The sequence below is a fragment of the Actinacidiphila acidipaludis genome (genome assembly GCF_019890725.1).
In the GTDB taxonomy this organism is placed as follows: domain Bacteria; phylum Actinomycetota; class Actinomycetes; order Streptomycetales; family Streptomycetaceae; genus Actinacidiphila; species Actinacidiphila acidipaludis.
This window is the reverse complement of the sequence record NZ_JAINZZ010000006.1, coordinates 243,347-270,101: the sequence shown is the minus strand read 5'-3', so window position 1 is coordinate 270,101 and position 26,755 is coordinate 243,347. Positions and strand designations below refer to the sequence as shown.

General features: G+C 73.5%; 25 protein-coding genes and 2 pseudogenes. 15 read left to right on the top strand and 12 right to left on the bottom strand.

Features of this window, described 5'->3' with window-relative positions:
• A pseudogene (locus tag K7862_RS37415) lies at window positions 1-255 on the bottom strand (ISL3 family transposase); the annotation flags it as partial.
• On the opposite strand from K7862_RS37415, the pseudogene K7862_RS08350 reads away from it, so the two are divergent.
• Together K7862_RS08350 and K7862_RS08345 are read left to right on the top strand one after the other, a co-directional pair.
• Window positions 250-820: pseudogene (locus K7862_RS08350) on the top strand (tyrosine-type recombinase/integrase); the annotation flags it as partial. The pseudogenes K7862_RS37415 and K7862_RS08350 overlap by 6 nt on opposite strands.
• A gap of 312 nt (window positions 821-1,132) precedes the next feature.
• The gene (locus K7862_RS08345; protein WP_222961781.1) at window positions 1,133-1,576 is read left to right on the top strand and encodes a hypothetical protein; all 444 of its coding nucleotides are present in this window, start codon (window positions 1,133-1,135) and stop codon (window positions 1,574-1,576) included.
• On the opposite strand, the gene K7862_RS08340 is transcribed toward K7862_RS08345, so the two are convergent.
• Entirely contained in the window at window positions 1,573-1,815 is a 243-nt protein-coding gene (locus K7862_RS08340) for a hypothetical protein (protein WP_222961780.1), read from the bottom strand. The genes K7862_RS08345 and K7862_RS08340 overlap by 4 nt on opposite strands.
• A gap of 120 nt (window positions 1,816-1,935) precedes the next feature.
• Here K7862_RS08340 and K7862_RS08335 point away from each other — a divergent pair, with 120 nt between their 5' ends.
• From K7862_RS08335 to K7862_RS08310, 6 genes are all read left to right on the top strand, one after another.
• Complete coding sequence (locus tag K7862_RS08335; RefSeq protein ID WP_222961779.1) at window positions 1,936-2,334, top strand: hypothetical protein; 399 nt, start codon at window positions 1,936-1,938, stop codon at window positions 2,332-2,334.
• Between the two features lie 12 nt (window positions 2,335-2,346).
• Complete coding sequence (locus K7862_RS08330) at window positions 2,347-3,003, top strand: hypothetical protein (protein WP_222961778.1); 657 nt, start codon at window positions 2,347-2,349, stop codon at window positions 3,001-3,003.
• Window positions 3,004-3,016: 13 nt separating this feature from the next.
• Window positions 3,017-3,454: a GNAT family N-acetyltransferase gene (locus K7862_RS08325; protein WP_222961777.1), complete on the top strand. Its 438-nt coding sequence runs from the start codon at window positions 3,017-3,019 to the stop codon at window positions 3,452-3,454.
• A 687-nt stretch (window positions 3,455-4,141) separates the two neighbouring features.
• Window positions 4,142-4,705 (top strand): SMI1/KNR4 family protein, encoded by a 564-nt coding sequence (locus tag K7862_RS08320; protein ID WP_222961776.1) that lies wholly within the window; start codon window positions 4,142-4,144, stop codon window positions 4,703-4,705.
• Window positions 4,706-4,887: 182 nt separating this feature from the next.
• Window positions 4,888-5,346 carry a lamin tail domain-containing protein gene (locus tag K7862_RS37410; protein WP_308011897.1) on the top strand — a complete coding sequence of 153 codons (459 nt, stop codon included), beginning with the start codon at window positions 4,888-4,890 and terminating at the stop codon, window positions 5,344-5,346.
• Between the two features lie 265 nt (window positions 5,347-5,611).
• Entirely contained in the window at window positions 5,612-6,961 is a 1,350-nt protein-coding gene (locus K7862_RS08310; RefSeq protein WP_372461520.1) for a DUF3616 domain-containing protein, read from the top strand.
• Between the two features lie 128 nt (window positions 6,962-7,089).
• Here K7862_RS08310 and ku read toward each other — a convergent pair whose 3' ends face one another.
• Together ku and K7862_RS08300 are read right to left on the bottom strand one after the other, a co-directional pair.
• Window positions 7,090-8,115 (bottom strand): non-homologous end joining protein Ku, encoded by a 1,026-nt coding sequence (gene ku / locus K7862_RS08305; protein ID WP_222961773.1) that lies wholly within the window; start codon window positions 8,113-8,115, stop codon window positions 7,090-7,092.
• A gap of 268 nt (window positions 8,116-8,383) precedes the next feature.
• Window positions 8,384-9,448 (bottom strand): chitinase, encoded by a 1,065-nt coding sequence (locus K7862_RS08300; protein WP_222961772.1) that lies wholly within the window; start codon window positions 9,446-9,448, stop codon window positions 8,384-8,386.
• Between the two features lie 196 nt (window positions 9,449-9,644).
• Between K7862_RS08300 and K7862_RS08295 the strand changes: the two genes are divergently transcribed.
• Window positions 9,645-10,511, top strand: coding sequence for an EI24 domain-containing protein (locus tag K7862_RS08295; protein ID WP_222961771.1), 867 nt, complete (start codon window positions 9,645-9,647; stop codon window positions 10,509-10,511).
• A 113-nt stretch (window positions 10,512-10,624) separates the two neighbouring features.
• On the opposite strand, the gene K7862_RS08290 is transcribed toward K7862_RS08295, so the two are convergent.
• From K7862_RS08290 to K7862_RS08270, 5 genes are all read right to left on the bottom strand, one after another.
• The gene (locus tag K7862_RS08290; protein ID WP_222961770.1) at window positions 10,625-11,257 is read right to left on the bottom strand and encodes a methylated-DNA--[protein]-cysteine S-methyltransferase; all 633 of its coding nucleotides are present in this window, start codon (window positions 11,255-11,257) and stop codon (window positions 10,625-10,627) included.
• Window positions 11,254-11,799 (bottom strand): RNA polymerase sigma factor, encoded by a 546-nt coding sequence (locus K7862_RS08285; protein WP_222961769.1) that lies wholly within the window; start codon window positions 11,797-11,799, stop codon window positions 11,254-11,256. Before K7862_RS08285 ends, K7862_RS08290 begins: the two co-directional genes overlap by 4 nt.
• 18 nt (window positions 11,800-11,817) lie before the next feature.
• Window positions 11,818-12,318, bottom strand: a complete 501-nt coding sequence (locus K7862_RS08280) for a methylated-DNA--[protein]-cysteine S-methyltransferase (RefSeq protein ID WP_222961768.1) — start codon at window positions 12,316-12,318, stop codon at window positions 11,818-11,820.
• A gap of 158 nt (window positions 12,319-12,476) precedes the next feature.
• On the bottom strand, window positions 12,477-13,286 hold the full coding sequence (locus K7862_RS08275; protein WP_222961767.1) for a family 1 encapsulin nanocompartment shell protein: 810 nt from the start codon (window positions 13,284-13,286) through the stop codon (window positions 12,477-12,479).
• The gene (locus tag K7862_RS08270) at window positions 13,283-14,374 is read right to left on the bottom strand and encodes a Dyp-type peroxidase (protein ID WP_308011901.1); all 1,092 of its coding nucleotides are present in this window, start codon (window positions 14,372-14,374) and stop codon (window positions 13,283-13,285) included. The genes K7862_RS08275 and K7862_RS08270 overlap by 4 nt, the downstream gene beginning before the upstream one ends.
• Window positions 14,375-14,682: 308 nt before the next feature.
• On the opposite strand from K7862_RS08270, the gene msrA reads away from it, so the two are divergent.
• Complete coding sequence (gene msrA, locus K7862_RS08265) at window positions 14,683-15,198, top strand: peptide-methionine (S)-S-oxide reductase MsrA (protein ID WP_222961765.1); 516 nt, start codon at window positions 14,683-14,685, stop codon at window positions 15,196-15,198.
• A 180-nt stretch (window positions 15,199-15,378) separates the two neighbouring features.
• On the opposite strand, the gene K7862_RS08260 is transcribed toward msrA, so the two are convergent.
• On the bottom strand, window positions 15,379-16,344 hold the full coding sequence (locus K7862_RS08260; protein WP_222961764.1) for an NAD-dependent epimerase/dehydratase family protein: 966 nt from the start codon (window positions 16,342-16,344) through the stop codon (window positions 15,379-15,381).
• A gap of 115 nt (window positions 16,345-16,459) precedes the next feature.
• Window positions 16,460-17,380, bottom strand: a complete 921-nt coding sequence (locus K7862_RS08255; protein WP_222961763.1) for an LAETG motif-containing sortase-dependent surface protein — start codon at window positions 17,378-17,380, stop codon at window positions 16,460-16,462.
• Window positions 17,381-17,919: 539 nt separating this feature from the next.
• Here K7862_RS08255 and K7862_RS08250 point away from each other — a divergent pair.
• From K7862_RS08250 to K7862_RS08230, 5 genes are all read left to right on the top strand, one after another.
• On the top strand, window positions 17,920-18,225 hold the full coding sequence (locus K7862_RS08250) for a hypothetical protein (RefSeq protein ID WP_222961762.1): 306 nt from the start codon (window positions 17,920-17,922) through the stop codon (window positions 18,223-18,225).
• 134 nt (window positions 18,226-18,359) lie between these two features.
• Window positions 18,360-19,262, top strand: a complete 903-nt coding sequence (locus tag K7862_RS08245; protein WP_222961807.1) for a ribokinase — start codon at window positions 18,360-18,362, stop codon at window positions 19,260-19,262.
• Between the two features lie 135 nt (window positions 19,263-19,397).
• On the top strand, window positions 19,398-20,336 hold the full coding sequence (locus K7862_RS08240; RefSeq protein ID WP_222961761.1) for a DUF1906 domain-containing protein: 939 nt from the start codon (window positions 19,398-19,400) through the stop codon (window positions 20,334-20,336).
• Between the two features lie 192 nt (window positions 20,337-20,528).
• On the top strand, window positions 20,529-21,053 hold the full coding sequence (locus K7862_RS08235) for a SigE family RNA polymerase sigma factor (RefSeq protein WP_222961760.1): 525 nt from the start codon (window positions 20,529-20,531) through the stop codon (window positions 21,051-21,053).
• Window positions 21,054-21,218: 165 nt separating this feature from the next.
• Complete coding sequence (locus tag K7862_RS08230; protein ID WP_222961759.1) at window positions 21,219-22,880, top strand: long-chain fatty acid--CoA ligase; 1,662 nt, start codon at window positions 21,219-21,221, stop codon at window positions 22,878-22,880.
• A gap of 179 nt (window positions 22,881-23,059) precedes the next feature.
• On the opposite strand, the gene K7862_RS08225 is transcribed toward K7862_RS08230, so the two are convergent.
• Entirely contained in the window at window positions 23,060-26,722 is a 3,663-nt protein-coding gene (locus K7862_RS08225) for a hybrid sensor histidine kinase/response regulator (RefSeq protein ID WP_222961758.1), read from the bottom strand.
• Window positions 26,723-26,755: the final 33 nt, after the last annotated feature.

Sequence of the window (26,755 nt, the reverse complement as noted above, 5' to 3'; positions counted from 1 at the left end):
GCGTTTGACGGTGTTCAGGGACAGTTGTGGTCGGCGGGCGCATTCGAGCAGGCCGACGCCCTTCTCGAGCAGGTTGTGGACCTGGCGCCAGCGTTCGAGGGTGGTCTGCGCGCGGGGCCCGTCGTAGATGGGGGCGTCGAGCACGGCGGCCCAGCAGGTGCTGTGTGCTTTCACCTCGTTCAGGGCGGCTTCGCACAGGTTGTGCCACAGGTGCCACCGGTCGGCGACCTGCACTGCGTCGGGCAGGGCGCCGGCCTCCGCATCGGAGAAGCCTTCGCTCTTCGGCGCGGCGACTTCGATCTAGCGAAGGGCCTCGTTGTCATCGACGAGAATCTGTCCGAGGCAGACGGAACCCTGACCTTCGATACCCCCAAGAGCCATCAGAAGCGTGTCTTGTCTCTTCCCGCTTCGCTCGTACAGCGGGCAAGAGAACACCTCGCGGGCGTGCCCGACGACTTGGACGCCCTGCTGTTCACCAACAGTCAGGGGCGACCCGCTGCGCTACAACCAGTGGCGCAAGGCGTACTTCGACCCGGCCGTGGCGGCAGTCGGCCTCACCGACGTGACGCCTCACGACCTGAGGGCGTCGCACGGTACGTGGGTGGCCGACCGGCACGGCGTCATGACCGCCGCTCACCGGCTCGGTCATGGGAACGCCAGTGTGACCACTCGGCACTACGCCCGGCCCGTTGCCGGCCGCGATGCCGAGGTGGCCGACGCTATGGAGGTATGGGCTTCGGGGCACGAAAGTGTCGATGGGGCACGCGAAGGGCACGGGGACGACGATGACGGCTCCGTAGGCGTCCCGGCCAAGCGCTGACCTGCGGCGAAGCATTCAGCGTCCATGATCGCCGAGAGATCTTGAAAACCGTCGTGGCAGCGATGTCACCGTGGGTTCAAATCCCACAGCCTCCGCGCAGGTAGAAGTATGAGCAGGTCAGAGTGGGTGTCCCTCCCGGAGGGGCACCCGCTCTTGGCATGAGGCGTCTCACCCTGTCTCGCGATCGGCGGCTGACGGCCCTCTGTACGGGGCCAACCCCCGGCCGGGATCGAGGCCCTGAGGGCCGGGCGTCTGCCCGAGTCCCGGCCACCGGAGGGAACTGCTCCGGGACACGGGCGAGTGGTACTGGCTGTGAAGGCTCAGACGATCCGTTCTCGCCGGGGCACGCAACCGCGTCTCACGCTGCCTCCGTGGCAGCTCCTGGCGCGTTCGCCGGTGTTCGCGGCGGTCGGCGCCTACGTCGGCATGTGCCTGACCGCCCGGGCCTGGAGCGACTGCCCCTTGGGGAACGACGCGGCGGGCGAGACCTATCTCGTGATCGGCACGACCCCACTCGTCTGGTTCGCCATGACCGCCGCACTGCTCCTCTGCCAGCTGTCGCTGTGGGGCGCGACGCTCCCCCTGCCGGGCCTGCGGTGTCTGCAGTGGGTGCTGCCCGTCGCCGTCGCCGTACTGCTCACCGTCCTCTACCGAGCAGGCATGCACTCCCCGGTCGTCCAGCCGGACGGCACCTGTATGGAGGGGTACCCCCACTTCCCCTTCGAGCCGAAGCAGAACCCCGGCCCGCACGGCTAGGACGGCCGGCCCGATGCGGCGCGCCCCTCCTCGGGCGACTCCGCGCTGCTTGCGCGCAGGGCGTCCGCCAGGGCTTGGGCCCGGGCCGGCGCGATGCCGAGGGGGATACGACGGGGGCTGTGGTCGCCCACGGTCAGCAGGAGATGGGCGAGCCAGAAGGCCGGTTGACGCGCGAGGTCCTCGCCCGCCACCAGCGCGCAGTCCTCCAGGTACTCCGCGACGTGCACGGTGAGAGCCATGCGCGGAGCGTACGCGCCCCCGGCTTCCCAGCCGCGAGGGCCCGGCGTACCGTCGTGCTCTCACCAGCTCGGAGGGGGACGGTGTGATGGTCCGTCCGACTGCTGTACGGACGTGGGGGGATGACCGTGCGACTTCGTGAACTGAGGGCCCTGGCGGCCCGCGTGATGCGCCCCGGCGGGGACGCGTTCTGCCGGCACTGCGACCAGGCGGTGAAACCCGTCGTGCGCAGGAACTGGGCGAAGGCCGCCTGGTTCGTCGCGACGGCGGAGGTGTTCGGCGTGATCGTGTCGATCGTCGCCTGCTTCACCCCGGTGGACCCATGGAAGAGCCCCCGGCGCTGGCTCGCGTGCTGGCCGGCGGCGATCCACCCGGCCGTACTCGGCGTCGTCGCCGCGGTGCTGGCGGCCCTGGGCACCGCCTGGTTCGCCGATTTCCTCAACGAATGGGTCGAGCGGACCGCGTCCTGCCCGAAGTGCCGAAGGGTCCTGGCCGCACCGACCGGCCCGGCCGGGATCTGAGGGAACGGCGGCGTGGTCATCGAGGGGTATGAGGCAGGCGGTTTCCTGGTCGACGGGGAACCGCTGCTGGGCAGCCCGGGGTTCTGGTCCCACCACTTGCTCGGGCTGGTGGATTCCGCGGCCGGGGCCGAGCCGGCGTGGTTCGGCGATGACGGGGCCGACGTCGACGCCCTCTCCGAGAGCCTCGAGGATGCCGAGCGGTGGCCGGTGTTCCGCGTGCTCTGCGGGAACGGACAGGGGATCGCAGTCGTCTACCGGAACCTGCCCGGCGACAGCGGAATCGACTTCCTGGCCGTTCACCCTCGCGGGCAGGCCGCCGAGCACATCGCCGCCTGGCAGGGGGAGTTGGAAGGCGGCGGCCTCACGTGGAGCGAGCTGACGGGGTTCGTCGAGGGTTCGGGCCCTCCCGGCGACGATGACGAGGAGCACGCGTCCCGCCTCCTACTGCTGCTTCCGCTGCTGAGCGACCCCGACGTCCCGGACGAGGCGATCCCGACGGTGGCAGCGGCCCTCGTCGCCGTCGGAGCCCCGCACGGCACCGCTTCCCGCACCGCCCGGCAGCTGCTGGACCACGCGCGGACCGGCCCCTGGCGTGATCCCGGGTGGACCTCCCCCCTCGGCGGCGCGGACGCACAGGAGCCTGACGCGGCGCCGATCCCGGCCCGGTGAGTAGGGTCCGTGCATGGACGTCCGCGTGGAGATCGCCAAGGAAGCCGGCCGGGAACTCGTCGATGCGTTCGGGCGGTTGCTGCCGCAGCTGTCCCGGACCGCCGAGCCTCTCGACCTCGCAGCCGTCGACCGGATGGTGACGTGCGAGGCCAACACGGTGCTCGTGGCCCGGATGTCGGGGACGATCGTCGGCACCCTGACCCTGGTGCTGCTGCCTTTGCCGTCCGGCCTGCGCGCGCGGATCGAGGACGTGGTGGTGGACGACGCGGCCCGCGGCCGGGGCATCGCGGGACTCCTCACCCGGGAGGCCGTCCGGCTCGCCTGTGAGGCCGGAGCCCGGACGGTGGACCTGACGTCGCGGCCGGATCGTGCGGCGGCGAACCGCCTCTACGAGCGCCTCGGCTTCGCGGCTCGGGAATCGACCGTCTTCCGCCTGCCCCTGGGCGAATAGAGGCGAACAGACCTGAACGAGCCCAGCGCAAAGGCCGGTTGGCGGCTCACCGAACCACCTCGCCGCTATGAGGGCCCCCGCGAGGAGCCCCGCGAGCGCGTCGCCCGACTCCGGGGTCAGCCGGTAGAAGCCCTGCAGGCCGTTGGACCGTTCGAGGCGGCCTTCGTTGACGTGCTTCAGCGTGCGCGTCCGGCCGCGCCGGTTGCGCCAGGTGAGGTTCGGGAGGAGATGACCGGGGACGGGCATGTCGAAGCGGACGGGCGTCGCGTCCACGTGGACCGCCTCGGCGCCGCAGCCGCCGGCGCCCAGCATCGACCAGTCGCCGTGTCCGGGGAACGCGGGGTCCCGCCGCTTCGCGGGCACGGGTCCGCAGCAGTCCCCGCGCTCCCGGTCGACCACCCGCATCCGGCTCACGACGTACACCACGCACCGGTTGACGTGCAGCGCGTACACCTCGTCGCCCGCCTGCGCGCGGGACCAGGCGGGCAGGGAGGTGTGCACGCCGCTGAACGCGACGGGCGGACGCTCGCCCGTGCGGCCCGCTGTGCGCAGGGCGCGGCAGGTGTCGTGCGTCCACAGGACGGTGAAGGCATCAGGCAGGCGGGATGCTACGAACGGGGTCTGACAGGGCCGGGCGGCAAAGTGTGAACGCGGGCGCTGTCAGAGGGTGGTGGTACCTCTGGAGGTATGGAGACGGAGTACGCGGAACCCGCGGATCTGGCGTTCCTGCGCGGCGCTGTGGGGGACGGCGAAGGGGGAGCCGGGGGGCTCGGCTGGGAGGGGGTCCGGGCGTTCGAGGCGGCACACGGCGTGGTGCTGCCCGAGCCGTACCGGACGTTCGTCGCCGAGATGGCGGACGGGTCGGCGGTCGGGCCGCCGGCGTACGGGCTCGTGCCGCTGGGGACGCTCCCCGAGGGCTGGGGGCAGGGGCGTCCTGAGCGGGTCCTGGACAGGCCGTTTCCGCTCACCGAGCCCTGGTTCTGGGAGCAGGAGGAGGCCGGGCCGTGCCCGGAACTCGACGCGCGCATCGAGGAGGTCTTCGACCACGGCTCGGTGGTTCTGGGCGCCGAGGGCTGTGGCATGTACTGGCACCTGGTGGTCACCGGACCCGACCGCGGCCACGTCTGGCTCGTCACGGGTGAGGGCGCCGGCCCCTTCGGCGCGGAGTTCGGTTTCACCACCGCCGCCCCCGGTTTCGCGGGCTGGTTCCGCCACTGGTCCTCCGGCCAGTCCTGGTTCGGCACCGAATGACGCCCCGACGTCCACCAACCCGCCGTAAGGGGACTCCTGCCTGCCCGACATTGCGGGCGTCGCACCCCGCTCCCGGTGGGAAGAGGGGAGAAGGTGACATCTGGGCAACGCGGGGGATACGTCGGGCTTATGATGACGGATCTCGCCGGCCGAACAGGGCCGGGACATGCCAGGGGGGCATAGTGAACCACCGCATCAAGACCGCTGCCGTCGCCTGCCTTGCCGCGGCCACCACGGCGCTCGGGCTGGCCGTCGCGGCACCGGCCCAGGCCGCCGGCTCGGTGCACCTGAGCGAGATCTACTACAACTCGCCGGGCAGCGACACGGGGAGCAACACCAGCCTGAACTACGAGTGGGTGCAGATCACCAACTCCACCTCGAAGGCGGTCAGTCTGACCGGCTGGACCCTCCGGGACGCCAGCTCGCACGTCTACACCTTCGGCAGCTACTCGCTCGGCGCGGGCAAGTCCGTGCGGATCCACACCGGCAAGGGCGGGAACACCGCGGCCAACCGCTACCAGGGCCGCTCCTGGTACGTGTGGAACAACGACAAGGACGCCGCGACGCTGCGCCGTTCGACCGGCTCCACCGTCGACACCTGCAGCTACCACAGCACGAGCCACAGCTACCTCTACTGCTGACCGGCACCGGCACCGGCACCGGCACCGGCACCGGCACGGACACCCGGGCTCAGCCGCCCCGGTGGCAACTCGCCTGCTAGCAGCCGGAGTTCGATCTTTACCGGACTCCGGCCGTTCGTCGTCCGTACGGCCCACGTGTGCCGGGAGTTGGCGCCGCGGCCGCAGCCTTCTCGTCGGTGTCCGGTCGCGCCGGCCGGACGCGCCGAGCCGACGAAGGGCATTCACCGTGCGCGTTCAACTCTCGCCGTCCGTAAGCGGGATCGGTATCGCCGCAAGTGCCGCACTGCTCCTGGCCGCCGGAGGCATCGGCGGCCCCGCCTACGCCGTGACCTACGGCACGCCCTCCATCGCGCTGTCCGCGTCGTACCTGTCGGGCGCTGTCGGCGCGACCGGCGACCCGACGGTGACCGTCACCGTCGCCCAGAGCGGCGCCGACGCCTCGGCGCTGACCGTCGCGGCGTCCGCGAGCACCAGGACGTCGGTGGCCGGCACCGGCGACGTGGCGGTCACCGGCACCGGCGGCACCCGCACCCTCGCCGTCACCGCGCACGCCCAGGGCTACACCGACCTGACCGTCAAGGTCACCGGCCTCGGCGGCAAGGCCGCCACCAAGACGCTGCACTACGCGGCCTCGCCCGCCGTGCAGGACTCGGCGGACGCCCGGTACCTGACCGGCGCGAGCGACGCCTCGGCGGCCGTGGACGTCGGCGGCGGCTACGTCGTCGTCGCCAACGACGAGGACAACACGATCCGGCTGTACAACGGCGCGGTCTCCGGCGCCCCGGTGAAGACCTGGGACTTCGATTCCAAGCTCAACGCCACCAAGGAGGTGGACATCGAGTCCGCCACCCGGGTCGGCAACACCGTCTACTGGCTGGGCTCGCTGGGCAACAACAAGGACGGCGAGTACAAGTCCGACCGGAACACCGTGTTCACCACGACCGTGTCGGGCAGCGGCGCGTCCACCACGCTGACGTACGGCAGCGCGTACCACAAGCTGCGCGACGACCTGGTGGCCTGGGACAAGGCGAACGGCAACCACTACGGCTTCGCGGCCGGCACCGCCAGCGGCCAGATCCCCAAGGAGATCAACGGCTTCAACGTGGAGGGCCTGGAGTTCGCGCCCGGCTCCACCACGACGGCGTACATCGGGTTCCGTGCGCCGCTGGCGCCCGCGGTGCCCGGCGGCAAGGCGCTGATCGTGCCCGTGACCAACTTCGACAAGGTCCTGACCGGCACCAAGGCGGTGTTCGGTACGCCGATCGAGCTGGACCTCGGCGGCCTGTCGATCCGCGACCTCCGCAAGAACGCGCAGGACCAGTACCTGATCGTGGCCGGCTCCTGGGCCGCGGACGACAACAGCGACCCCGAGGCGCTCTACCGGTGGGACGGCGTCGCCGGACACGCGCCCGTCAAGGTGCTGGACCTGCCGACCACCGACGCGGGCGCCTGGGAGGCCGCGGTCACCGTGCCCGACCTGACCGTGCCCGGCGGCCGGGTGCAGCTCATCACCGACGACGGTGACGCCGACCTGTACGGCGACGGCACGCAGGCCAAGGACCTCACGCACCCCGAGTGGCAGAAGTCGCGCTCCACCTGGTTCACGGTGAGCTGACCCCTGCCGGGAGCCGGTCTCCCCGGGCCGCCACCCGGGGGCCGTCTCCCCGGTCCGCCACCCGGGGCCGGTCTCCGGTCCGCCGTTCGGGCCGCCGGGTGCCCCCGGCCGTCACCGGCACCCGGCGGTCAGCCCGCCCGCTTGCCGCTGCCCCCGGAGCGCCCGGCCGCGCTCTTCTTCGCGGCGCCCTTCTTGGCCGCGGCCTTCTTGGCCGCCGCGGTCTTCCCGGCCGCCGACTTCCCGGTCGCCGCCTTCCCCGCCGCGGACGTCTTGGCGGCGGCCTTCTTCGCGGTGGCCTTCTTGGCCGCGGTCTTCTTCCCCGCCGCCGCCTTCTTCGCCGGGGTACGGCCGGCCAGGTGATGGACCTCGGCGTCCTCGCCGCGCTCGGCGCGGGCCTGCTCGGTGGCGCGCTGGAGCGCGGTCATCAGGTCGGTGACGTCCGCCTCCTCCTCGGGCTCGCGAGCCCGCGGCGGCGCCTTGTGCTCCATCTTCGCCTCGATCAGCTCCTGCACCGCACGCGAGTACTCGTCGTGCATCTGCTGCATGTCGACGTCGCCGAGGGCCTCGATCAGGCCGAGCGCGCCGTTCAGCTCCTCGTCGGTGATCTCGACGGACTGCCGGGGCGCGGCGTCGTCGGCCGAGCGCACCTCGTCGGGCCAGCGCAGCCGCTGCAGGACCAGGACGTCGCCCTGGGCGTGGATCATGCCGAGGTTCTCGGAGCCGCGCAGCGCGTACTTGCCGACGGCGGCCTTCCCGGACCGCGCGAGGGCCTCCCGCATCAGCACGTACGGCTTGTTCGCCCCGGCGTTCTGGGGGGCGAGGAAGTACGGCTTGTCGTACATCTCGCCGGGGATGGCGGCGAGGTCGAGGAAGCCGTTGACCTCGATGGTCTTGGCGGTGGGCAGCGGCAGGTTGTCCAGGTCGTCGTCGGTGATCGGCACCAGCCGGTCCTTGCCGACCTCGTACGCCCGGACGATGTCCTCCGGCATCAGCTCGTGCTCGTCCAGCTCGCAGATCTTGGTGTACCGCACCCGTCCGCGGTCCTGGAGGTGGATCTGCCGGAAGCCGATCCGGTGACTGCTGGTCGCGGCCAGCAGGCGGACGGGGATGGCGACCAGGCCGAACGTGAGGGTGAACTGCGCGACTGGGGGCATGGCGCGGCCTTCCTCAAACGGGCGTCCCCCTGGAGCGCAGCCTAGGCGCGCCGGCATACTTCCGCAGGTCGGAGCGGTGGGGACGCCCGGCGAAAGGGTGGCGTGGACCCCGGGACCCCCACGCCGGGGAACCCGTCACCCGGACCCGGGACGCTCGGCGGCCGGTACGGGGCCGGCCGGGGCGGGAACCTGGACGGCACGGCGCCCCGGCCCACCACCACGGGCCGGGGCGCCGGTGCCGTTCACCGCGCGGGTGCGGGCCGTGTGCTCAACGCCCCTGCAGCGTCTTGACGTTGCTGCCGAAGGTCCAGCCCTTGGAGCCGTCCCAGTTGACCGACCACGTCATCAGGCCCTTGAGCGAGCCGTGGAAGGCGTTCCAGGACTGGCTCACGAGGCCGGGCGTCATGTAGCCGCCGCCCGCGCCCGGTTGGGCCGGCAGACCCGGCACCTGCTTGTCGTAGGGCACCCTGATCGTGGTGCCCTGGACGACCAGCCCGTTGTTCAGGCAGGTGGTCTGGGCGGTGAAGCCGGCCACCGTGCCGGCCTCGTAGGAGTCGCCGGAGCAGCCGTACATGCTGCCGTTGTAGTACTGCATGTTCAGCCACCACAGACGGCCGTTGTCCGCGTACTTCTTCACGATCGGCAGGTACGCGCCCCAGATCGACCCGTAGGCGACGCTGCCGCCGGTGACGTACGCGGTCTCGGGCGCCATCGTCAGGCCGAAGCCCGCGGGCATCCGGGACAGCACGCCGTCGATGATGCGTTCCAGGTTGGCCTGGGACGCCGACAGGGTGCCGATGCTGCCGCTGCCGACCAGCCCGGTCTCGATGTCGATGTCGATCCCGTCGAAGTTGTACGTCTTCAGGATCGGGACGACGGTCGCCACGAACCGGTCGGCGACCGCGCTGGAACTCAGGTCGATCCCGGCGGCGGCGCCGCCGATGGACATCAGGATCGTCGCCCCGGCCGCCTTGGCCTGGCACATCTCGGCGGGCGTCGCGACCTTCACGCCGCTGTCCATGCCGTCCTGCCACTCGACGGTGCCGTCCGAGAGGATCACCGGGAAGGCGGCGTTGACGACGTTGTAGCCGTGGGCGGCGATCCGGCTGTCGGTGACGGGGATCCAGCCGAGGCCCGGGTGGACGCCGTTGGCGGCGCCGTCCCAGTTCTCCCAGTACCCCTGGAGGACCTTGCCCGACGGCCGCGGCTTCGTCGCGCAGGTGTCGGCCGCGGCCGCGTGGTGGGCCGCCGCGGCGGCCGGGATCTGGACGAGGGCGGCCAGTGCGAGACCGGCGCCCATCAGACGTAACGTGCGCAACCTCCGACGGAACATGCTGTGCTCCCTTCGCGCCGCGTGCCACGGGCATGAGCTGGTGTGGGGGGCCTGAAGCCCGGCTCTTGGTGCAGTGGGGACATCCGCGCGGTGACCGACCGGATCGTAGGAAAGGCCACGGGACCCGTCAATAGGTCTGGACCAAAGCGGAGTTGGGGAGGTCGGCAACCGGCCGCGCAGCCCGTACGATCCGGCCATGCGTGATCTCATCCGTGGAATGCGGCTGCTGGCCGAGGGGCAGCGCTGGGCGATACGCCACGGCCGCGACTGGCGGTTCGGGATGATCCCCGCGGTGCTCACCCTGGTCGGCTACGCGGCCGCCCTGGTCGTGCTGGCCCTGTGGGGCGTGGACTTCGTCGGCTGGGCCACGCCCTTCGCCGACCACTGGGCCTCCCCGTGGGCCGGCCTGTTTCGCGGGCTGCTCACCGCGCTGCTCTTCGGCGGCGGGCTGCTGGTCGCGGTCATCTCCTTCACCGCGGTCACCCTGCTCGTCGGGCAGCCCTTCTACGAAGCGCTGGCCGAGCGGGTGGACCGGGCGGAGGGCGGTGCGCCGGAGCCGCCGGACCGCTCGCTGTGGCGCGAACTGTGGATCTCCGCGGTCGACAGCCTGTACGTCCTGGTGCGGGTGGCGGCCTTCGGGATCGTGCTGTTCGCCGCCGGCTTCCTGCCCGTCGTCGGGCAGACCGTGGTGCCCGTGATCGGCTTCTGCGTCTCGGGCTTCTTCCTCGCCGTGGAGCTGTCGTCGGTCGCCTTCCAGCGGCGCGACGTGCCGATGCCGGCCCGGGTCCGGCTGCTGCGGGGGCGCCTGCCGCTCGCCCTGGGCTTCGGCGTGCCGCTCGTGCTCGCCTTCCTCGTCCCGTTCGTCGCGGTGCTGCTGATGCCGGGGGCGGTGGCCGGCGCGACGCTGCTGGCCCGCGAGTGCGTACCGCCGGAGCCGGAGCCGGAGCCGGGGCCGCGGCCGGACGGCGGTCAGGGCGAAGATCCCGACCCCGGCAACCGCGAGCACGAGCTCGGCGACCGTGACGCCGACGGCCGGCACCCCGGCCCGGGCCCCCGCGGCTGACGCGCACGGACACGGACACGCGCGCGGACACGCGCACGTACACGTACACGGCTGAGGCCCGCCCCGGCGCCCGGCCCGCCCCGGCCCCACCCCTCCGGCGACCGCACAGCCGCCTACGCCGCCGCCTCCATCCCCAGCAGCAGGTCCTTCACCGCCACGCCACCCACGTACTGCCCGTGCGAGCCGTCCGAGCGCACCACGCGGTGGCACGGCACGACCACCGGCAGCGGGTTGGTGGCGCACGCCGTGCCGACGGCCCGCACCGCGCGCGGGCTGCCCGCCGCCTCCGCGACCTGGGCGTAGCTCTCCGTGCTGCCGTAGGCGATCCGCGGCAGATGGGCCAGCACCTCGCGGCGGAACCCCTTCGACAGCCGCCAGTCCAGCGGCAGGTCGAACGCGCGGCGGCGCCCCGCGAAGTACTCGTCGAGCTGCCGTGCCGCGGTGTCGAGCCGCCCGGGTGCGCGCAGCACGCGCGGGCTGACCCGGTCGGCCAGCCGCTGCAGCACCGCCGCGTGGTCCTGCACCGCGTAGGCCACCGTCACCAGTCCCTGCTCGGTGGCGGCGAGCAGCAGCGACCCGGCGGGGGTGTCGAGCGTGCGGTAGGCGACGTCGAGGAGGCCCGCGTCGCCCGCGTCCGCGACCAGCCTGGCGTGCAGACGGGCGGCCGTGGCGGGGTCCGTGCCCGCGCCGCCGGACGCGGCCAGCGCGCTCACCAGGCGGGCGGTGTCGGGGTCGTGGGTGATCATCGTTCCTCCGTGGGCGGCGGGTAGGTGCGGCGCAGGGTCTTCATGCCGTCGGACGCCGCCCTGCGCGCGGCGTCCGTGCTGCCGCCGGTCAGCGCGGCGATCTCCCGGTAGGGCAGGCCGGCCAGGTAGTGGTACGCCACGGCCTGCCGCTGGCGTTCCGGCAGGGCGGCCAGCGCCCGCCACAGGTCGGGGTCGCCGTCGTCGGGGCGGCCGGTGCGCGCCGGGCGTTCCGGCACCGCGTCGACGGGTGTGGGCCGGCGGGCGTTGCCACGGAGGACGTCGACCGCCTTGCGGTGGGCGATCGTCACCAGCCACGCCTCGGTGTTCGCGTCCGCCGGAAGCCCGGGGTAGGCGCGGAGCGCGGCCAGGAACGTCTCCGACCAGGCGTCGTCGGCGTCCGCCGGGCCGAGCACGGCCCGCACGACGCGGAACACCATGGGACCGTGCGCCGTCACGAGCCGCTCGAACGGCGGCTTGCCCGCGGCCTCCCGCGCCGGGGCGGTCCCCTCGGGCGCCCGCACCGGCGGCCGTTCCCGGGCCATCCGCGGCGTCCCCGTCACTCAGAACAGCCGGGAGGCGCGCCGCTCGGCGGGCTCCTCCAGCTCCAGCAGGAACCGCTTGCGGTCCAGGCCGCCCGCGTAGCCGGTCAGCCGGCCGTCCGCGCCGACCACCCGGTGGCAGGCGACGAGCAGGCAGAGCGGGTTGGCGCCCACCGCGGCGCCCACCTGCTGGGCCAGCGACCGGTCGCCGAGATCGTCGGCCAGCTCGCCGTAGCTGCGGGTGCCGCCGTAGGGGATCGCGGCGACGAGCTGCCACACGCGGCGCTGGAAGTCGTCGCCGCGGGCGTCCAGCGGCAGCTCGAAGTCCCGCCGGTCGCCGTCGAAGTACTCCCTGAGCTGTTGGCGGACGGCCAGGAAGCCGTTGTCGTCACGGTCGCCGAACTCCGCCCGCGCGGGCCGCCCCCGGTGCCGGTCGGCGAAGTACAGCCCGGTCACCGTCCCGTCGTCGGCGATGACGACCAGGTCGCCCAGCGGGGAGCCCACGACGCTGTGCGTACGCATACGCGTCCCTCCTCTCGCGGCGCCCGGCCCGGTTCCGCCGCGCGCCCACACCAGGTAGACGCGGCGGCGGCCGGAAACGTGAGAGTGCCGGGCGCACCGATTCCGGGGCTGTGCGCCCCGGGGCGGGCAGGCCCCGGGGCAGGACAGGCCCGACAGGCTCAGGCCCCGGCTGCCGGCCGGAGGGCGACGACCGCCTCCGAGGTGTGGACCAGGAACGTCAGCGTCTCCTGGAAGTACAGCTGGACGGTGGTGGCGTCGTGGCTCAGGTAGCCGATGGAGACGTCCTGGCCGATGACCAGCTCGAAGTCGCCGCCCCTGCACGCCACCAGGAACGCGCCGTCGATCGCCGGCGCCCACACGATCTCGCCGTCCACCAGGCGGGCCAGGTGCGAGAAGATCGGGTAGCCGTGGTCCGAGGTCTCGCTGACCGCCGTGTACGCGTCGGCGCTCAGCGCCAGGCTGTACTTCCCGTCCACGCCGGCCAGCCGCAGCGCGGTGATGGCGTGGCTGATGGCGTCGGGGTAGTCCCGCGGGTCGGCGGGCAGCGTCAGCTCGGGATTGGAGGAGGCCGCCCTGATGCCGGTGATGCCGGCCGCCGGGTAACCCTCGAAGACCGCGCGGTCCTCGGCGTAGGCCAGCTTGCGCGCGGCGTCCTTCACCGGCTGCCAGTCCGCGTCCTTCGCGCCGCGTTCCACGTCGTCGACCTGCCGGCGGTCGACGGTGAAGGGCACGCGCAGCTCGACCACGGGCTGCGCGAGGCGCAGGTGGGCGCTGACGCCGTCGGCCGGCGCGTCGACCGGGGCCAGGTGCCCGGTCGGCACGGCCGCCAGCCCGGCCCCGGCCGGGTCGGGGACGTCGACCATGCGCCGGGCCGCGACGTTGCGGGTGAAGGTGCGCCGGGCCTCCGCCTCCAGGTCGGCCCAGGCGGCGGCGGAGACGGGCGCGAGTTCGCGGTGCAGGTTGTTCACGGGAGCGTGCTCCTGTTCAGGTTGCCGATGCCGAGGCTGCCGTCGCCGGCGCGGGCCGGCTCGGGCTGGGGAGCCGGCGGCGGAACCGCTGGCAGGTCCGGCTCCGGGGCGGGGCCGGTCGCCGTGCTGCCGGCGGCGGCCGCGGGGAGCGGCGGCAGGTCGTCGAGGAAGTCGGCGGTCGGGGTGTAGAAGAGCGTGCCGGTGACGGCGGTGGAGAAGTCCAGGATGCGGTCGGGGCCGCTGGGCGGGACACCGAGGAACATCCGGTCCAGCATCAGCTCGGTGACCTCGGGGGTGCGCGCGTAGCCGATGAAATAGGTGCCGAACTCGCCGCGGCCGGGGCTGCCGAACGGCATGTTGTCCCGCAGGATCTGCCGCTCCTCGCCGTCCTCGCCGGTGACGGTGTTCAGGTCGACGTGCGAGCCGGGCGCGTCCAGTTCGATGTTCGTGGCCTTCGTGCGCCCGATGATCCGCTCCTGGGCCTCCACCGGCAGCGCGTTCCAGGCGTCCAGGTCGTGCAGGTACTTCTGCACGATCACATAGCTGCCGCCGGCGTGCTCCGGGTCCTCGTCGCCGACCAGCACCGCGTCGTGGGCGGCCGGGCCGACCGGGTTCTCGGTGCCGTCCACGAAGCCGAGCAGGTCGCGCACGTCCAGGTACTTGAAGCCCTGGACCTCGTCCTGCAGCGTCACCGCGCCGCGCAGCCGCTTCATGATCTCGGAGGCGAACGCGAAGCACAGGTCCGAACGGGTGGCCCGCAGGTGGAACAGCAGGTCACCGGGGGTGGCCGGGGCGCTGTGCCGGGGGCCCTCGATCGGCTGGAACGGGTGCAGCCCGGGCGGGCGGGGATAGTCGAGCAGCCGGTCCCAGACGTCCGAGCCGATCCCGGCGACGCAGCTCAGCCCGGCGTCGGGGGCGCCGAAACCGAGGGCCCGCCCGAGCCCGCTGAGGTCGCCCAGCAGGTCGCGGACGGTCTCCTCGCCGCCCTCGTCGACGGTCAGGACGAGGAAGACCGCGGCGGTGGTCAGCGGCGACAGCACGGGCTGCGGCACGGGCGGCCGGTCCGCGGCGGGCGGGGCCGGGACCACCCGCCCCGGCACCGGGCCGGGACCGCGGCCGGGCGGGTCTCCCGGCGCGGCGCCCCGCGCGGGTGCGGGGTCGGGCTCGGGGGCGGGTGCGGGTGCGGGTGCGGGGAAGAGCGTGGATGCCAACGCGTCCTCCTGTCGTCGATGCGAGACCATCCGGCCTTGATCGGACCCTACTGTCCCGGCGGGGTCCCGACCGGGAATTTTGCCGCCTGTCCGAGGGTTGGCCATGCCGAGTGAACCGTTGCGATGGGACGGGTGCACCGCACACGACGACCCACCTCGACCCGACCACGACATGGAGGATTGACATGGCCGCGCAGACGCAGAAGGCCGTCCTGGCCGGCGGGTGCTTCTGGGGGATGCAGGACCTGATCCGCAGGCAGCCCGGGGTGACGGGGACCCGTGTCGGATACACCGGCGGCGACGTGCCGAACGCCACGTACCGCAACCACGGCACCCACGCCGAGGCGATCGAGATCCTGTACGACCCCGAGGTGACGGACTACCGGACGATCCTGGAGTACTTCTTCCAGATCCACGACCCGAGCACGCTCAACCGCCAGGGCAACGACATCGGCCTGAGCTACCGGTCCGCGATCTTCTACACCGACGAGGAGCAGAAGCGCGTCGCCCTGGACACCATCGAGGACGTCGACGCGTCGGGCCTGTGGCCGGGCAAGGTCGTCACCGAGGTGGTGCCGGTGGGTCCCTTCTGGGAGGCGGAGCCGGAGCACCAGGACTACCTGGAGCGCTACCCCGACGGCTACACCTGCCACTTCCCGCGTCCCGGCTGGAAGCTGCCGGTCCGCGCCGACAAGGGCTGAGCGCCGTTCGGGCCTTCCCCGGTTGACGCCCGCCTTGCCGCTTTTCGCCTGTGCGGGCATGGCGGCCTCGGGGCTTGTTTTCCCACCCGCCCGCCCTCCCCCAGACTTCGTCCGGGGGTGGGTGGGTGGGCAAAAACAAGCCGGGCCCGGGCTGCCCGCACCGACGGACAGCGGCACCCCTCAAACCTGCGCGGCCCCCGCCAACAACTCCCGCTCCTCCGCAGGAGTGAACCCGACGCCGAGCGCCGGCACGCCCCGCCCCCTGTCCCACGCAAGAACATCCGCCGCCGTCACGGAAAGCGGCGTCACCCCCAGCCCCGCCGCCCTCGCCCGCGCCGCACTCCGCTGCTGGGACGTCCAGTCCGCCCGCACCAGTGGGAAGAAGAGCGGGAGTTCGGAGGGCGGCACCTCGACCCGCACCACCTCCGCGCGCGCCCCCGCAACCTCCGCACAGGTCTCGATCAACCCGCCCAGCGTCGTCGGCTCGGCGGGCCCCACCGCGTGGAAGGCGCCCGGCCGGTCGTCGGCCACCAACTGCACGACGAGCCGCGCAAGATCGCGGACGTCCACGACCTGCACGGGCTGGTCGGGGTCGGCGGGAAGCGCGATCCGGCCGCCCTGCGCCGCCCGCCGCACCCAGTAGGTGAACATGTTCGACGGGTCGTGCGGCCCGGCGACCTTGCCCGGCCGGACCAGGGTGGCCCGCGTGCCGTAGCGGGCGAGGACGTCGTCCTCGCAGGCCACCTTGCAGGGGCCGTAGGTGTCCTCGTCGAGCTCTTCGGTGTGGCGCACGGGCGCCCGGCGCGGGGTGTCCTCGTCGGAGCCCGGGCCGACGCCCTCGCGGACGTAGACGGCGTGGCTGGAGATGAAGACATAGCGGCCGACGCGGTCGCCGAGCACGTCCATGGCCTGGTTCACATTACGCGGCACATATCCGCTGACGTCGACGACGGCGTCCCAACTGCCCCGCTCCAGTGCGGAGTAGTCGCCGGTGTCGCGGTCGCCGATGCGCCGCTCGACGCCGGGGAACAGGTCAGGGCCCGTCCGTCCGCGCCCGAACAGCGTGATGTCGGCGCCGTGTTGGAGGGCGTCCTCCACCATGGCGCGGCCTACGAAGGACGTCCCGCCGAGCACCAGGATCCGCATGACCGGCAGCCTAGTCCGGCCGGATCCGGCTCCTGACGCGGCGACGGCCGCTCCCCGCCGACTGCGGGAAGCGGCCGTGCCGTCGGACGACGGCTGCCGGTGACGGCAGGTCGTGTCAGTGGGCGCCGGAGTTGCGACGGCGGGTGAAGTACACCGCGGCTCCGCCACCGAGCAGCAGGACGGCGCCGCCGACCGCGAACGCGGTGGTCTGGGTGCCGTTGCCACCGGTCTCGGCCAGGTTGCTGCCCGAGTCGTCGGCCGCCACCGTGGCGGTGCCTGTGGGCGGGGCGGTGCTGCCGGAGGACGGGGCCGGCGACGAGGTGTCACCGACGGCCGGAGCCGTGGTGGTGGCCGTCGGGGTCGGCGTGTCCGTGGTCGGGGTGTCGGACGGCGTCGGCGTGTCCGTGGTGGGGGTGTCGGACGGCGTGGGCGTGTCCGTGGTCGGGGTGTCCGACGGGGTGGGCGTGTCCGTCGTCGGCGTGTCGGTCGGGGTGGTCGGCGGTGTGGTGGTGTCGCACTTGTGGCCGCCGTTCCACGCCGTGATCAGCTTGTACGGCGTGGGCGAGTTGTAGTAGTGCGGCAGCGGGCCGTGGCCCTTGCCGGTGCCGCCGTCGTACTTGATCTTGCTGTTGTACAGGTCGATCTGCCCGTAGCAGTCGGGCGCGTGGTCGCTGACGTCCAGGGTCGCCTGGGTCTTGCCGGTCTGCAGGGTGACGGTGTCCCAGCCGAGGAAGGCCTGCGTGCCGGAGCTCCCCCAGTCCGGGCCCTCGGCGCTGTAGGACGCGAGGGAGACGTGGTACTTGCAGCCCTCGACGGGGCTGTCTTCGAGCCGGACGTCCACGACGGTGGGGATCTTCTCCCCGTCCATCCGGCCGTCGGTGAGCCAGGTCTGGCCGCCGTCGAGCGAGTGCTCGATGCCCATGTCGGGGCAGCCGTCGTCGGCCTGCGCGGTTCCCAGGCAGGCGAAGGACATGGCGGCGGTGAAGGTGCCGACGGCTATGGCGAGGCCGGTGGCTCGTTTGGTGATTGCAGGCACGTGGGGTGTGCTCCCTGAATGCTGGTCGGGCAGCCAGGAACAGGCAGCGGGGCAGGACACGCCGACACTCCGCGGCGTGCGCGGGATGCGTGGGGTTGGGCCCGTCCGCCTGTGAGGCGTCTCGATGCCGAAGTGGTGTGGGGTCTTCCGGTGTTGTGGCCGGAGGCGACCGAGTATGCCCGGCTCATGTGACCGATGTACAGGCGGGGATGGGAAGTTCGCGTTGTTCGCCGGGACGTGCGGTCTCGGGGCTGGGAGTTCTGCGGCATCCGGCGCCCGGGCGGTGCTCGCGAACAGCGGGTGCGTGCGCCGGGCGGTCACGCTCCCGCGCGGCCGTACGTCGCCGAATGCCCCCAGATCCGTCACTTCGCTGGTTTATCGACAGATCGTCACGCGTGCGGGCGAAATGGATCATGCGGACGCGTTCCGCCGTTGCGGCCTGGGCAGTTCTGCCTGTGGCGACGCCGCAGTCAGCGGAGGAGCGGTCGGCCGGCCGCCTCACCGCGCAGCACAGCTCAGTCCCCCTGGGAGGGAACACCATGGCAAGCATCCGTACCGTCCGTGTCCTGGCCGCCGTCGCGGCACTGCCCGTCGCGGCGGTGCTGTTCGCCGGTACAGCCGCGGCTGACGACGGCGCTTTCGCGGGTGGCCACTCGAACGCGACGGTGGTGAGCAACTCCGGCGGCAACGTCGGCGGCGGCAACTTCGGGAATGTGACGACGACTCAGCAGGCGGCCACCGGAGCGGGCGCCTCGAACCAGAACAACACGGCCGGCGTGGCCGGCTCGGGGTTCACCGCCATCCATCAGGACAACGTCAGCATCCACTTCACCCGTCTGTGGTGACACGACTCCGGTGACGCGCTCCTGCTGACGCGCCACCGGGGAAGGGAGAGGCGCGCGGCGGCACTGGGGTGCCGCCGCGCGTCGCACGTCGTGGTTCGCGGGAGGATGGGGGTGTGCCGAGTGCGGGAAGCGGGATGACGTTGCTGGTGGTCGGTTCGGCCAACGCCGACCTGGTGGTGCGGGTGCCGCGGCACCCGGGCCCCGGGGAGACGGTGCTCGGCGCCTCGGACCTGGCGGTCCATCCGGGCGGCAAGGGCGCCAACCAGGCGGTGGCCGCGGGCCGGCTCGGCGCCCGCGCCGGGTTCTGCGGGAAGGTCGGCGACGACCCGAACGGCGAGCGCGTCACCCGGACGCTGGCGGAGGCCGGGGTGGACACCGCGGCGCTGTCGGTGGCGGCCGGCGTGCCCACCGGTGTCGCGCTGGTCACCGTCGCACCGGGCGGGGAGAACACCATCGTGGTCGCCCCGGGCGCCAACGCCCGGCTGACCGCGGAGGAGGCGGCGGCGGCCGTCACCCCGCACGTGCGGGTGGTCTCCGCGCAGTGCGAGGTGCCGCTCGGGGCGGTGTGCGCGGCGGCCCGCCGGGCCCCGCGCTTCGTGCTCAACGCCTCCCCGGCGGAAGCCCTCGCGGCCGCCCCAGAGGCGGCCGAAGTGCTGGGCTACGCCGATCCGCTGGTGGTCAACGAGCACGAGATGCGGGTCCTGCTGGACGCGCCCGGCGGCGGGGGAGCCGGGAACCCGGCGGACCTGCTGCGGCTCGGGGTGCGCTCGGCCGTGGTGACGCTCGGCGCGGCGGGCGCGGTCGTGGTTTGCCCGGACGGCGGGACGGCGACGGTCGCGGCCCCGCAGGTGGAGGCCGTCGACACCACGGGCGCGGGCGACGCCTTCACCGGCGCGCTGGCCTGGCGGCTGGCCGAGGGGGACGGCTTGGCCGACGCGGTCGGCTGGGCGGTTCGGGCGGGGGCCGCCGCCGTGCAGGAGTCCGGCGCCCACCTGTCGTCCACAGCCTGTGGAAAACTTCTGGGCCGATCGGCCTGATCCGGCGCGGCGGTCGGGCCGGACGGTCCGGCGACGGGGCCCGTCTGCATGGTCCGGCGAGGCGGGTGCGTCCTGACGGAGCAGTGGTGGGCGTGTCTGCGCGGTCCGCCGGGTCCGCCATCGTTGACTCGCCCAATGACCGAAAAGAACAGATTCGCCCGTTATCTGATCGCCGGGGCGCTCACGCTGACCGGTCTGCTCTCCCCCGCGCTCGGCGCTCCGTCGGCGCTCGCGGCCGCCCCCGGCCACGCGGTGCCGGAACGATCCTCCGGGTCCGGCGCGTCCGGGGGATCCGTCGCGTCCGCCACCTCCTTCGCGTCCGGCGCGCCCGCGCACCACCGCACCGCCGCGACCCGCCTCTTCCAGGGCGACGGCTTCGACACCTGCCAGGCCCCCGACCTGGACACCATGGACGCCTGGCGCCGGAACTCCAGCTACCGGGCGGTCGGCGTCTACTTCGGCGGCCGCGCCCGCGCGTGCAGCTCCCAGCGGAACCTCACCACCGACTGGGTCCGGCAGACCACCGCGGACGGCTGGAACCTGCTGCCCATCTACGTCGGATCGCAGGCCCCCTGCGTGGAGGGCAGCAACAAGAACCCGTTCCGCATCGACAGCTCCGCGCCCACCTCGGAGGGCACGCACGAGGGCCAGGACGCGATCGAGGCCGCGCAGGCCCTCGGCCTCCAGCCGGGCAGCCCCCTGTACCTGGACATGGAGGCGTACGACATCAACGACTCCTCCTGCAAGGCCACGACGCTGGCGTACGTGCAGGCGTGGGACAAGGCGGTGCACGCTGGCGGCTACCTCACCGGCTTCTACAGCAGCGCCGACTCCGGCGTGCAGCACATGGACCAGGCCCGCGCAGCCGGATACGGCGACCTGCCCGACGTGCTCTGGTACGGCCGCTGGGGCGTCACCCCCGACCTGACGTCCGACCCGGCGATCTCCGACACGGCCTGGACGCCGCACGCCCGCATCCACCAGTACGAGGGGCTCGTCACCGAGACCCACGGCGGCCGGAGCCTGAACATCGACCGCAACGCCGTCGACGCGCCCGTCGCCGTCGTCGGCTGAGCGTCCCCGGTACGCCACGCCCCCGGTTTCCGGGGTCTTCGGGTCGTCCCTCAGGTGTATCCCCTGAGGGACGTACCCCTCGGGGTCCCCCCTCGGAAGGTGGGGAAGACCCCCGGCCTACGACCTGAGGGTGATCCCGCTTCGGCACTTGCGGCCGATCCCCAGGACCGGGCGAGCTCCTAGCGTGGAGCCATGACCACGCCTGTGTGCACCAGCGCCAACACCACGCAGTTCACGGCCTACGTCCGGACCAAGGGGCCGACGCTGCTGCGCACCGCGCGCGCCCTGACCCCCAACCCCGCCGACGCCGAGGACCTGCTGCAGACCGCGCTGACCAAGACGTACCTGGCCTGGGACCGGATCGACGACCACCGGGCCGTCGACGGCTACGTGCGCCGGACCCTGGTCAACACGCGCACCTCGCAGTGGCGCAAGCGCAAGGTCGACGAGTTCAGCACCGACGAGCTGCCCGAGCCGCAGGTCACCGGCCAGCCCGACCCGGTCGAGCAGCAGGCCCAGCGCGACGCCCTGCTGCGGGCCATAGCCCGCCTCCCCCCGCGCCAGCGGGCCATGGTGGTGCTCCGGTACTACGAGGACATGAGCGAGGTGCAGACCGCGGAGGCCCTGGGGGTCTCGGTCGGCACCGTCAAGAGCGCGGTCTCCCGCGCCCTCGGCAAGCTCCGCGACGACCCCGAACTGGAGCTCTGCGTGGCCTGACGGCGGCGGACGGCGACCGGACGGCGACCGGAAGGCGGCCGGAAGGCGCCGGCCAGGACTGGACGACGTGGCCCGGGGTAGTGACATACCACGCGGTATGCGACCAGAATCGCGGGAAGCCGACTCTGGTCGGAACCGACCCCGTCGACGTCGCCGGAGGCCCGCGTGCTGAGCACCATGCAGGATGTCCCCCTGACCGTGACCCGCATCCTCGTGCACGGCGCGCTGGTGCACGGCAAGTCCACCGTCACCACCTGGACCGGCGACGGCGAGCCGCACCGCCAGACCTTCCGTGAGACCGGTGTGCGCGCCGTCCAGCTGGCCCACGCGCTGGGCGACGAACTCGGCATCGGCCGCGGCGACCGGGTGGCCACGCTCATGTGGAACAACGCCGAGCACCTGGAGGCGTACCTCGCCATCCCGTCGATGGGCGCGGTCCTCCACACCCTCAACCTGCGGCTGCCCGCCGACCAGCTCACCTGGATCGTCAACCACGCCGCCGACCGCGTCATCCTCGTCAACGGCACCCTGCTGCCGCTGCTCGCCCCGCTGCTGCCGCAGCTCGGGACGGTCGAGCACCTGGTCGTCGTCGGCGCCGGCGACAGCTCCGTGCTCGACGCCGTGCCCACCGACCGCCGGCCCCAGGTGCACGCGTACGAGGAGCTGATCGCCGGGCGGCCCACCACCTACGACTGGCCCGAGCTGGACGAACGCGAGGCCGCGGCCATGTGCTACACCTCGGGCACCACCGGCGACCCCAAGGGCGTCGTCTACTCCCACCGCTCGGTCTACCTGCACTCCATGCAGGTCGCCGCGGCCGAGTCGATGGGGCTGACTTCGCACGACACCTCGCTGCCGGTCGTCCCGATGTTCCACGTCAACGCCTGGGGCATCCCGCACGCCGCCTTCATGGCCGGCATCAACCTGCTGATGCCCGACCGCTTCCTGCAGCCCGGCCCGCTCGCCGAGATGATCGAGAGCGAACGCCCCACCCACGCGGCCGCCGTCCCCACCATCTGGCAGGGGCTGCTCGCCGAACTGACCGAGAAGCCGCGGGACATCACCTGCCTCCAGCAGGTCACCATCGGCGGCTCGGCCTGCCCGCCGTCCCTGATGAAGGCGTTCGACGAGCAGCTCGGCGTGCGGCTCTGCCACGCCTGGGGCATGACGGAGACGTCCCCGCTGGGCACGATCGCCCAGCCGCCGGCCGGCGTCACCCCCGAGGAGGAGTGGGCCTACCGCATCACCCAGGGCCGCTTCCCCGCCTCCGTCGAGGCCCGGCTCATCGGCCCCGACGGCTCGGTCATGCCGTGGGACGGCGTGTCCGCGGGCGAACTCGAGGTGCGCGGGCCGTGGATCGCCGCGGCGTACTACGGCGGGGCGGGCGAGGAGCCGCTGCGGCCCGAGGACAAGTTCAGCCCCGACGGCTGGCTGCGGACCGGTGACGTCGGCGTCATCTCGGAGGACGGGTTCCTCACGCTCACCGACCGGGCCAAGGACGTCATCAAGTCCGGTGGAGAGTGGATCTCTTCGGTCGACCTCGAAGGCCATCTGATGGCTCACCCCGACGTGGTGGAGGCGGCCGTGGTGGCGGTGCCGGACGCCCGCTGGGGGGAACGGCCGCTGGCGACCGTCGTTCTGCGCGAGGGCGCGACCACGGATTTCGCGGCGTTGCGAGAGTTCCTGGCCGGGAAGGTGGCGAAGTGGCAGTTGCCTGAGCGGTGGACGCTGCTGGAGGAGGTGCCGAAGACGTCGGTCGGCAAGTTCGACAAGAAGGTGATTCGGAGGCGGCATGCGGATGGGGAATTGACCGTCACCACCCTCTGACGCCGCCCGCACCGCACCCTTCTCCCGGGTCCCCCGGGGGCCTCGGCTTCCGGGCTGCCCCCTGGGGCGCCTTGCCGGCTGTCCGCCGGTGGCTGGTTGCTCGCGCTGGGGGCAGCCCGGAGGCCGAGGGGGAGCCGGGGAGAGGGTGCGGGGAGGTGCGGGGCCTCAGCCGGAGGCGATCACGCCCCGATCTTGCCCAGCAGATCCACGATCCGCGCCTGCACATCCCCACTGGTCGACCGCTCCGCGAGAAACAGCACCGTCTCCCCCGACGCCAACCTCGGCAGCTCCGTCGGGTCGATGTCCGCCGAGGTGTAGACGACCAGCGGCGTCCGCTTCAGGCGCGAGTGCCCCCGCAGCCAGTCGACGATGCCCTGCCGGCGCCGGCGGATCAGCATCAGGTCCATCACCACCAGGTTGGGGTGGATCTGGGCCGCCTGCGTCATGGCGTCGGCCTCGGAGTCGGCGTGCGTGACCTGCATCCCGCGCCGTTCGAGGGTCGCCGAGAACGCCTGGGCGATCGGCTCGTGGCTCTCCACCAGCAGCACCCGCGGGGGGTGCTGCTCGCTGTCGCGGGGGGCGAGCGCCTTGAGCAGGACCGCGGGATCCGCGCCGTACGCGGCCTCGCGGGTGGCCTGCCCGAGGCCGGCCGTGACGAGCACGGGCACGTCCGCCGCGGCCGCGGCCTGCCGCAGCGACTGCAGCGCGGTCCGGGTGATGGGACCGGTCAGCGGGTCCACGAAGAGCGCGGCCGGCGGCTCGGCGACCTGCGCGTCGACCTCCTCGCGGGACCGGACGATCACCGGCCGGTACCCGCGGTCGGTCAGCGCCTGCCGCGTCGACACGTCCGGCTCGGGCCACACCAGCAGGCGGCGCGGCTCCTCGAGCGGGCCTTCGTGACGGTCGTCGGCGGCGTCGGTCACATCGGTGACGTCCACCGCGCCGTTCGGGCCGTCCAGCGGTTCCGGCCCCTCGTCGGCGCCTTCGGCGGGCGCCCCGATCGCGTACGAGCGGCCACCTTCCGAGCGCGCGGGGGGCGCCGGCGGCACGGGCCGCAGCGGCGCGGTCTGCGGGTCGTTGCCTGGTGCGGCCGCCGGCCCGGGCCGGGCCGCCGGGCCGTCCGTGCGGACGGGCAGCTGGCCGCTGTCGGGGTCGGCCGCCGGGTGCTGGCGGGCCTGGGTCTCGCCGCCCGGGCCGTGCACCTGGCTCGGCACCTGCGGCAGGATCGAGCCCGTGCTCTGCTGCGGTGCCAGGCGGCGCCGCCGACCGGAACCCGCCGGGCCGGTGGGCGGCTGGGTGCGCGGATCGACGCCGTACGGCACGCCCTGCCCCAGGGTGCGCACGCTGATCGCGGTCCGGTTCTGGCCGTGCTGCTGCGGACCCGTCGCCTGGTCCTGCGCGGCGGACGGCTCGGCCGGCTGCGACGCGGGCTGGGCCTGCGGGGGCTGCGGCGCCGATGGCCACGCGGGCACCGCGGGGAGCGCCGGCCGGTTGGGGTCCGGCCATGCGGGCTCGCTCTGCCCGGTGGCGGGCATCCCGCCCGGCGGCACCGGCTGGGGCCGCTCGGGCGCGGCCGGTTCCGCGTGGTGCTGCGCCTGGTGCGGGACGTGAGAGACGTGCGGCATCTGCGGGCCGACCTGCGACAGTGCCTCCGGCCCGGTGGGCGAGGCGTCCGCGGCGGCCGGCGGCAGCGCGTTCGGGATCGGCGGTGCGGGCAGTTCGCGACGGCCCTCGTCGTCCTGCGGCTGCTCGGCGGCGGCGCGGCGGGCCCGCCGTCCCGTCGGCTGCGGCTGGTCGCCCTGGGCGCCCTGGCCGGGGACGCCCTGTGCCGCGGGGCCGAACGCGCCGGTCTCGCTCGGGCCCGCGGGCTGCGGGGCCGCGGACGGCTCGTCCCGGCCGATGGGACGGCGCAGGGCGCGCCGCCGCCCGGTCGGGGCCTCGCTCTGGTCGGCGGCCGCCGGGATCGCCCAGGGGGCGACGGGGGCGACGATCGTGCCGGTGTCGTCGTCGGTGGCGCGCGGCCGCGGGGGGCGCGGTGCGGCGTCCTGCGCGCCGGGCGCCGCGTCGGTCCCGGCGGGCGCGGCAGGTCCGGCCGGCGTGCCTGAGGCGGCACGCGGGTCGGCCGGTTCGGCGGGTGCCGGACCGGGGGCCGCGGCAGGCGCTGCGGGGAGCTGGGGTGCGCCGTGCGCCCGCCGGCCGTGCGCGCCGCCGGTGCGGTGGCGTGCCGCCGCGGGGCCGCCCTGCCCGGCGTCGTCGCCGGTGCGGCCCTGCGCACCCTGAGATCCCTGAGTGCCCTGGGCTGCCTGAGATCCCGTACCGGACGCGGGAGTTGCTCCCGGGGCCGCGGCCGCGGCGACGTCCGCCGCGGGGCCGCGGGCCGCGTCGCCGTCGGTGCCGGCCGGCACCTCCAGTACATAGGCGCTGCCCTGCCCGGGCACCTCGTGCGTCTGCAGCACACCGCCGTGCCGTTCCACGATCCCGCGGGCCAGCGGCACATGGACGGGGTCGCCGCCGGCGCTCGGCCCTCGCACGTCGATGCGGACGCGGTCACCGCGCTGCGCGGCGGCCACCACGATCGTCGAGTCGCCGCTCATCGGGATGGCGTTGCCGGCCGCGTCGACCCCGGCCACGTCGGCCACGAGGTGCGCCAGCGCCTGCGCCATCCGCTCGCCGTCCACCGACACCCGGACCGGCGGGGCGTGCACCGCGTACTGCGCGCGCCCCGGACCGATGAGCTCGACGGCGCCCTCGACGCCCGCGCCCACCAGGTCGTCGAGACCGACGGGCTCGCGCCGCAGCTTGTCCTCGCCGCGGTCCAGGCGCTGGAAGGCCAGCACGTTGTCGATGAGGGTGGTGATCCGGGCGTAGCCGGCCGCCAGGTGGTGCAGGATCTGGTTGGCCTCGGGCCACAACTGCCCCGCGGGGTCGGCGGCCAGCCCGGTCAGCTCGCCGCGCAGTTCGGCCAGCGGGCCGCGCAGCGAGGTGTCCAGGACCGCCTGGAGCTGTTCCGCGCGGGCCGCCAGGGCGTCGTACTGGGTGCGGTCGGTGAACGTCATCACCGCGCCGACAAGCTGGTCGCCGTCGCGGACGGGCGCCGTCGTCAGGTCGACCGGCACCGGCCGGCCGTCCTTGCGCCACAGCACCTGCCCGCGGACGCGGTGCTTGCGCCCGGAGCGCAGGGTGTCGGCGAGCGGGGTCTCCTCGTACGCCAGCGGTGAGCCGTCCGGGCGGGAGTGGTGCACCAGCGGGTGCAGCTCCTTGCCGCCCAGGTCGGTGGCGCGGTGGCCGAGGATCTGCGCGGCCGACGGGTTGACCAGCACGATCCTGCCGGTCGTGTCGACGCCGACGACCCCCTCGGCCGCGGCCCGCAGGATCATCTCGGTCTGCCGCTGCTGGCGGGCGAGTTCGGCCTCGGTGTCGACCGTGCCGGACAGGTCGCGGACCACCAGCATGAGCAGCTCGTCGCCCGTGTAGTGCGGCAGCCCGTTGCCGTGGTCGGCGAACGGGGTGCGGCCGTCCTCGAGGTTGGCGCTGGTGACCTGGACCGGGAACTCACTGCCGTCGGTACGGCGGGCGGTCATCCGGGTGGGCTTGGTGCGGGTGTCCTCCTGCGCCTCGCTCGGGCTGCGCATGGAACCGGGGATGCGCTTGGGATCGAACGACGGCAGGAGGTCGAGCAGACCCCGCCCCACCAGCGCCGTGCCCGGCGTCTCGAACGTCTCCAGCGCGATCGCGTTGGCGTTGACCACGGTGCCGTTGGCGTTGACGATCAGCAGCGCGTCCGGAAGCGCGTCCAGTATCGAGGCGAGGCGAGCAGCGCCTCTCGATGGCCTGCTGCTCACGAGACGCGTCCTCCTTGTAACCGCATGTGCTGC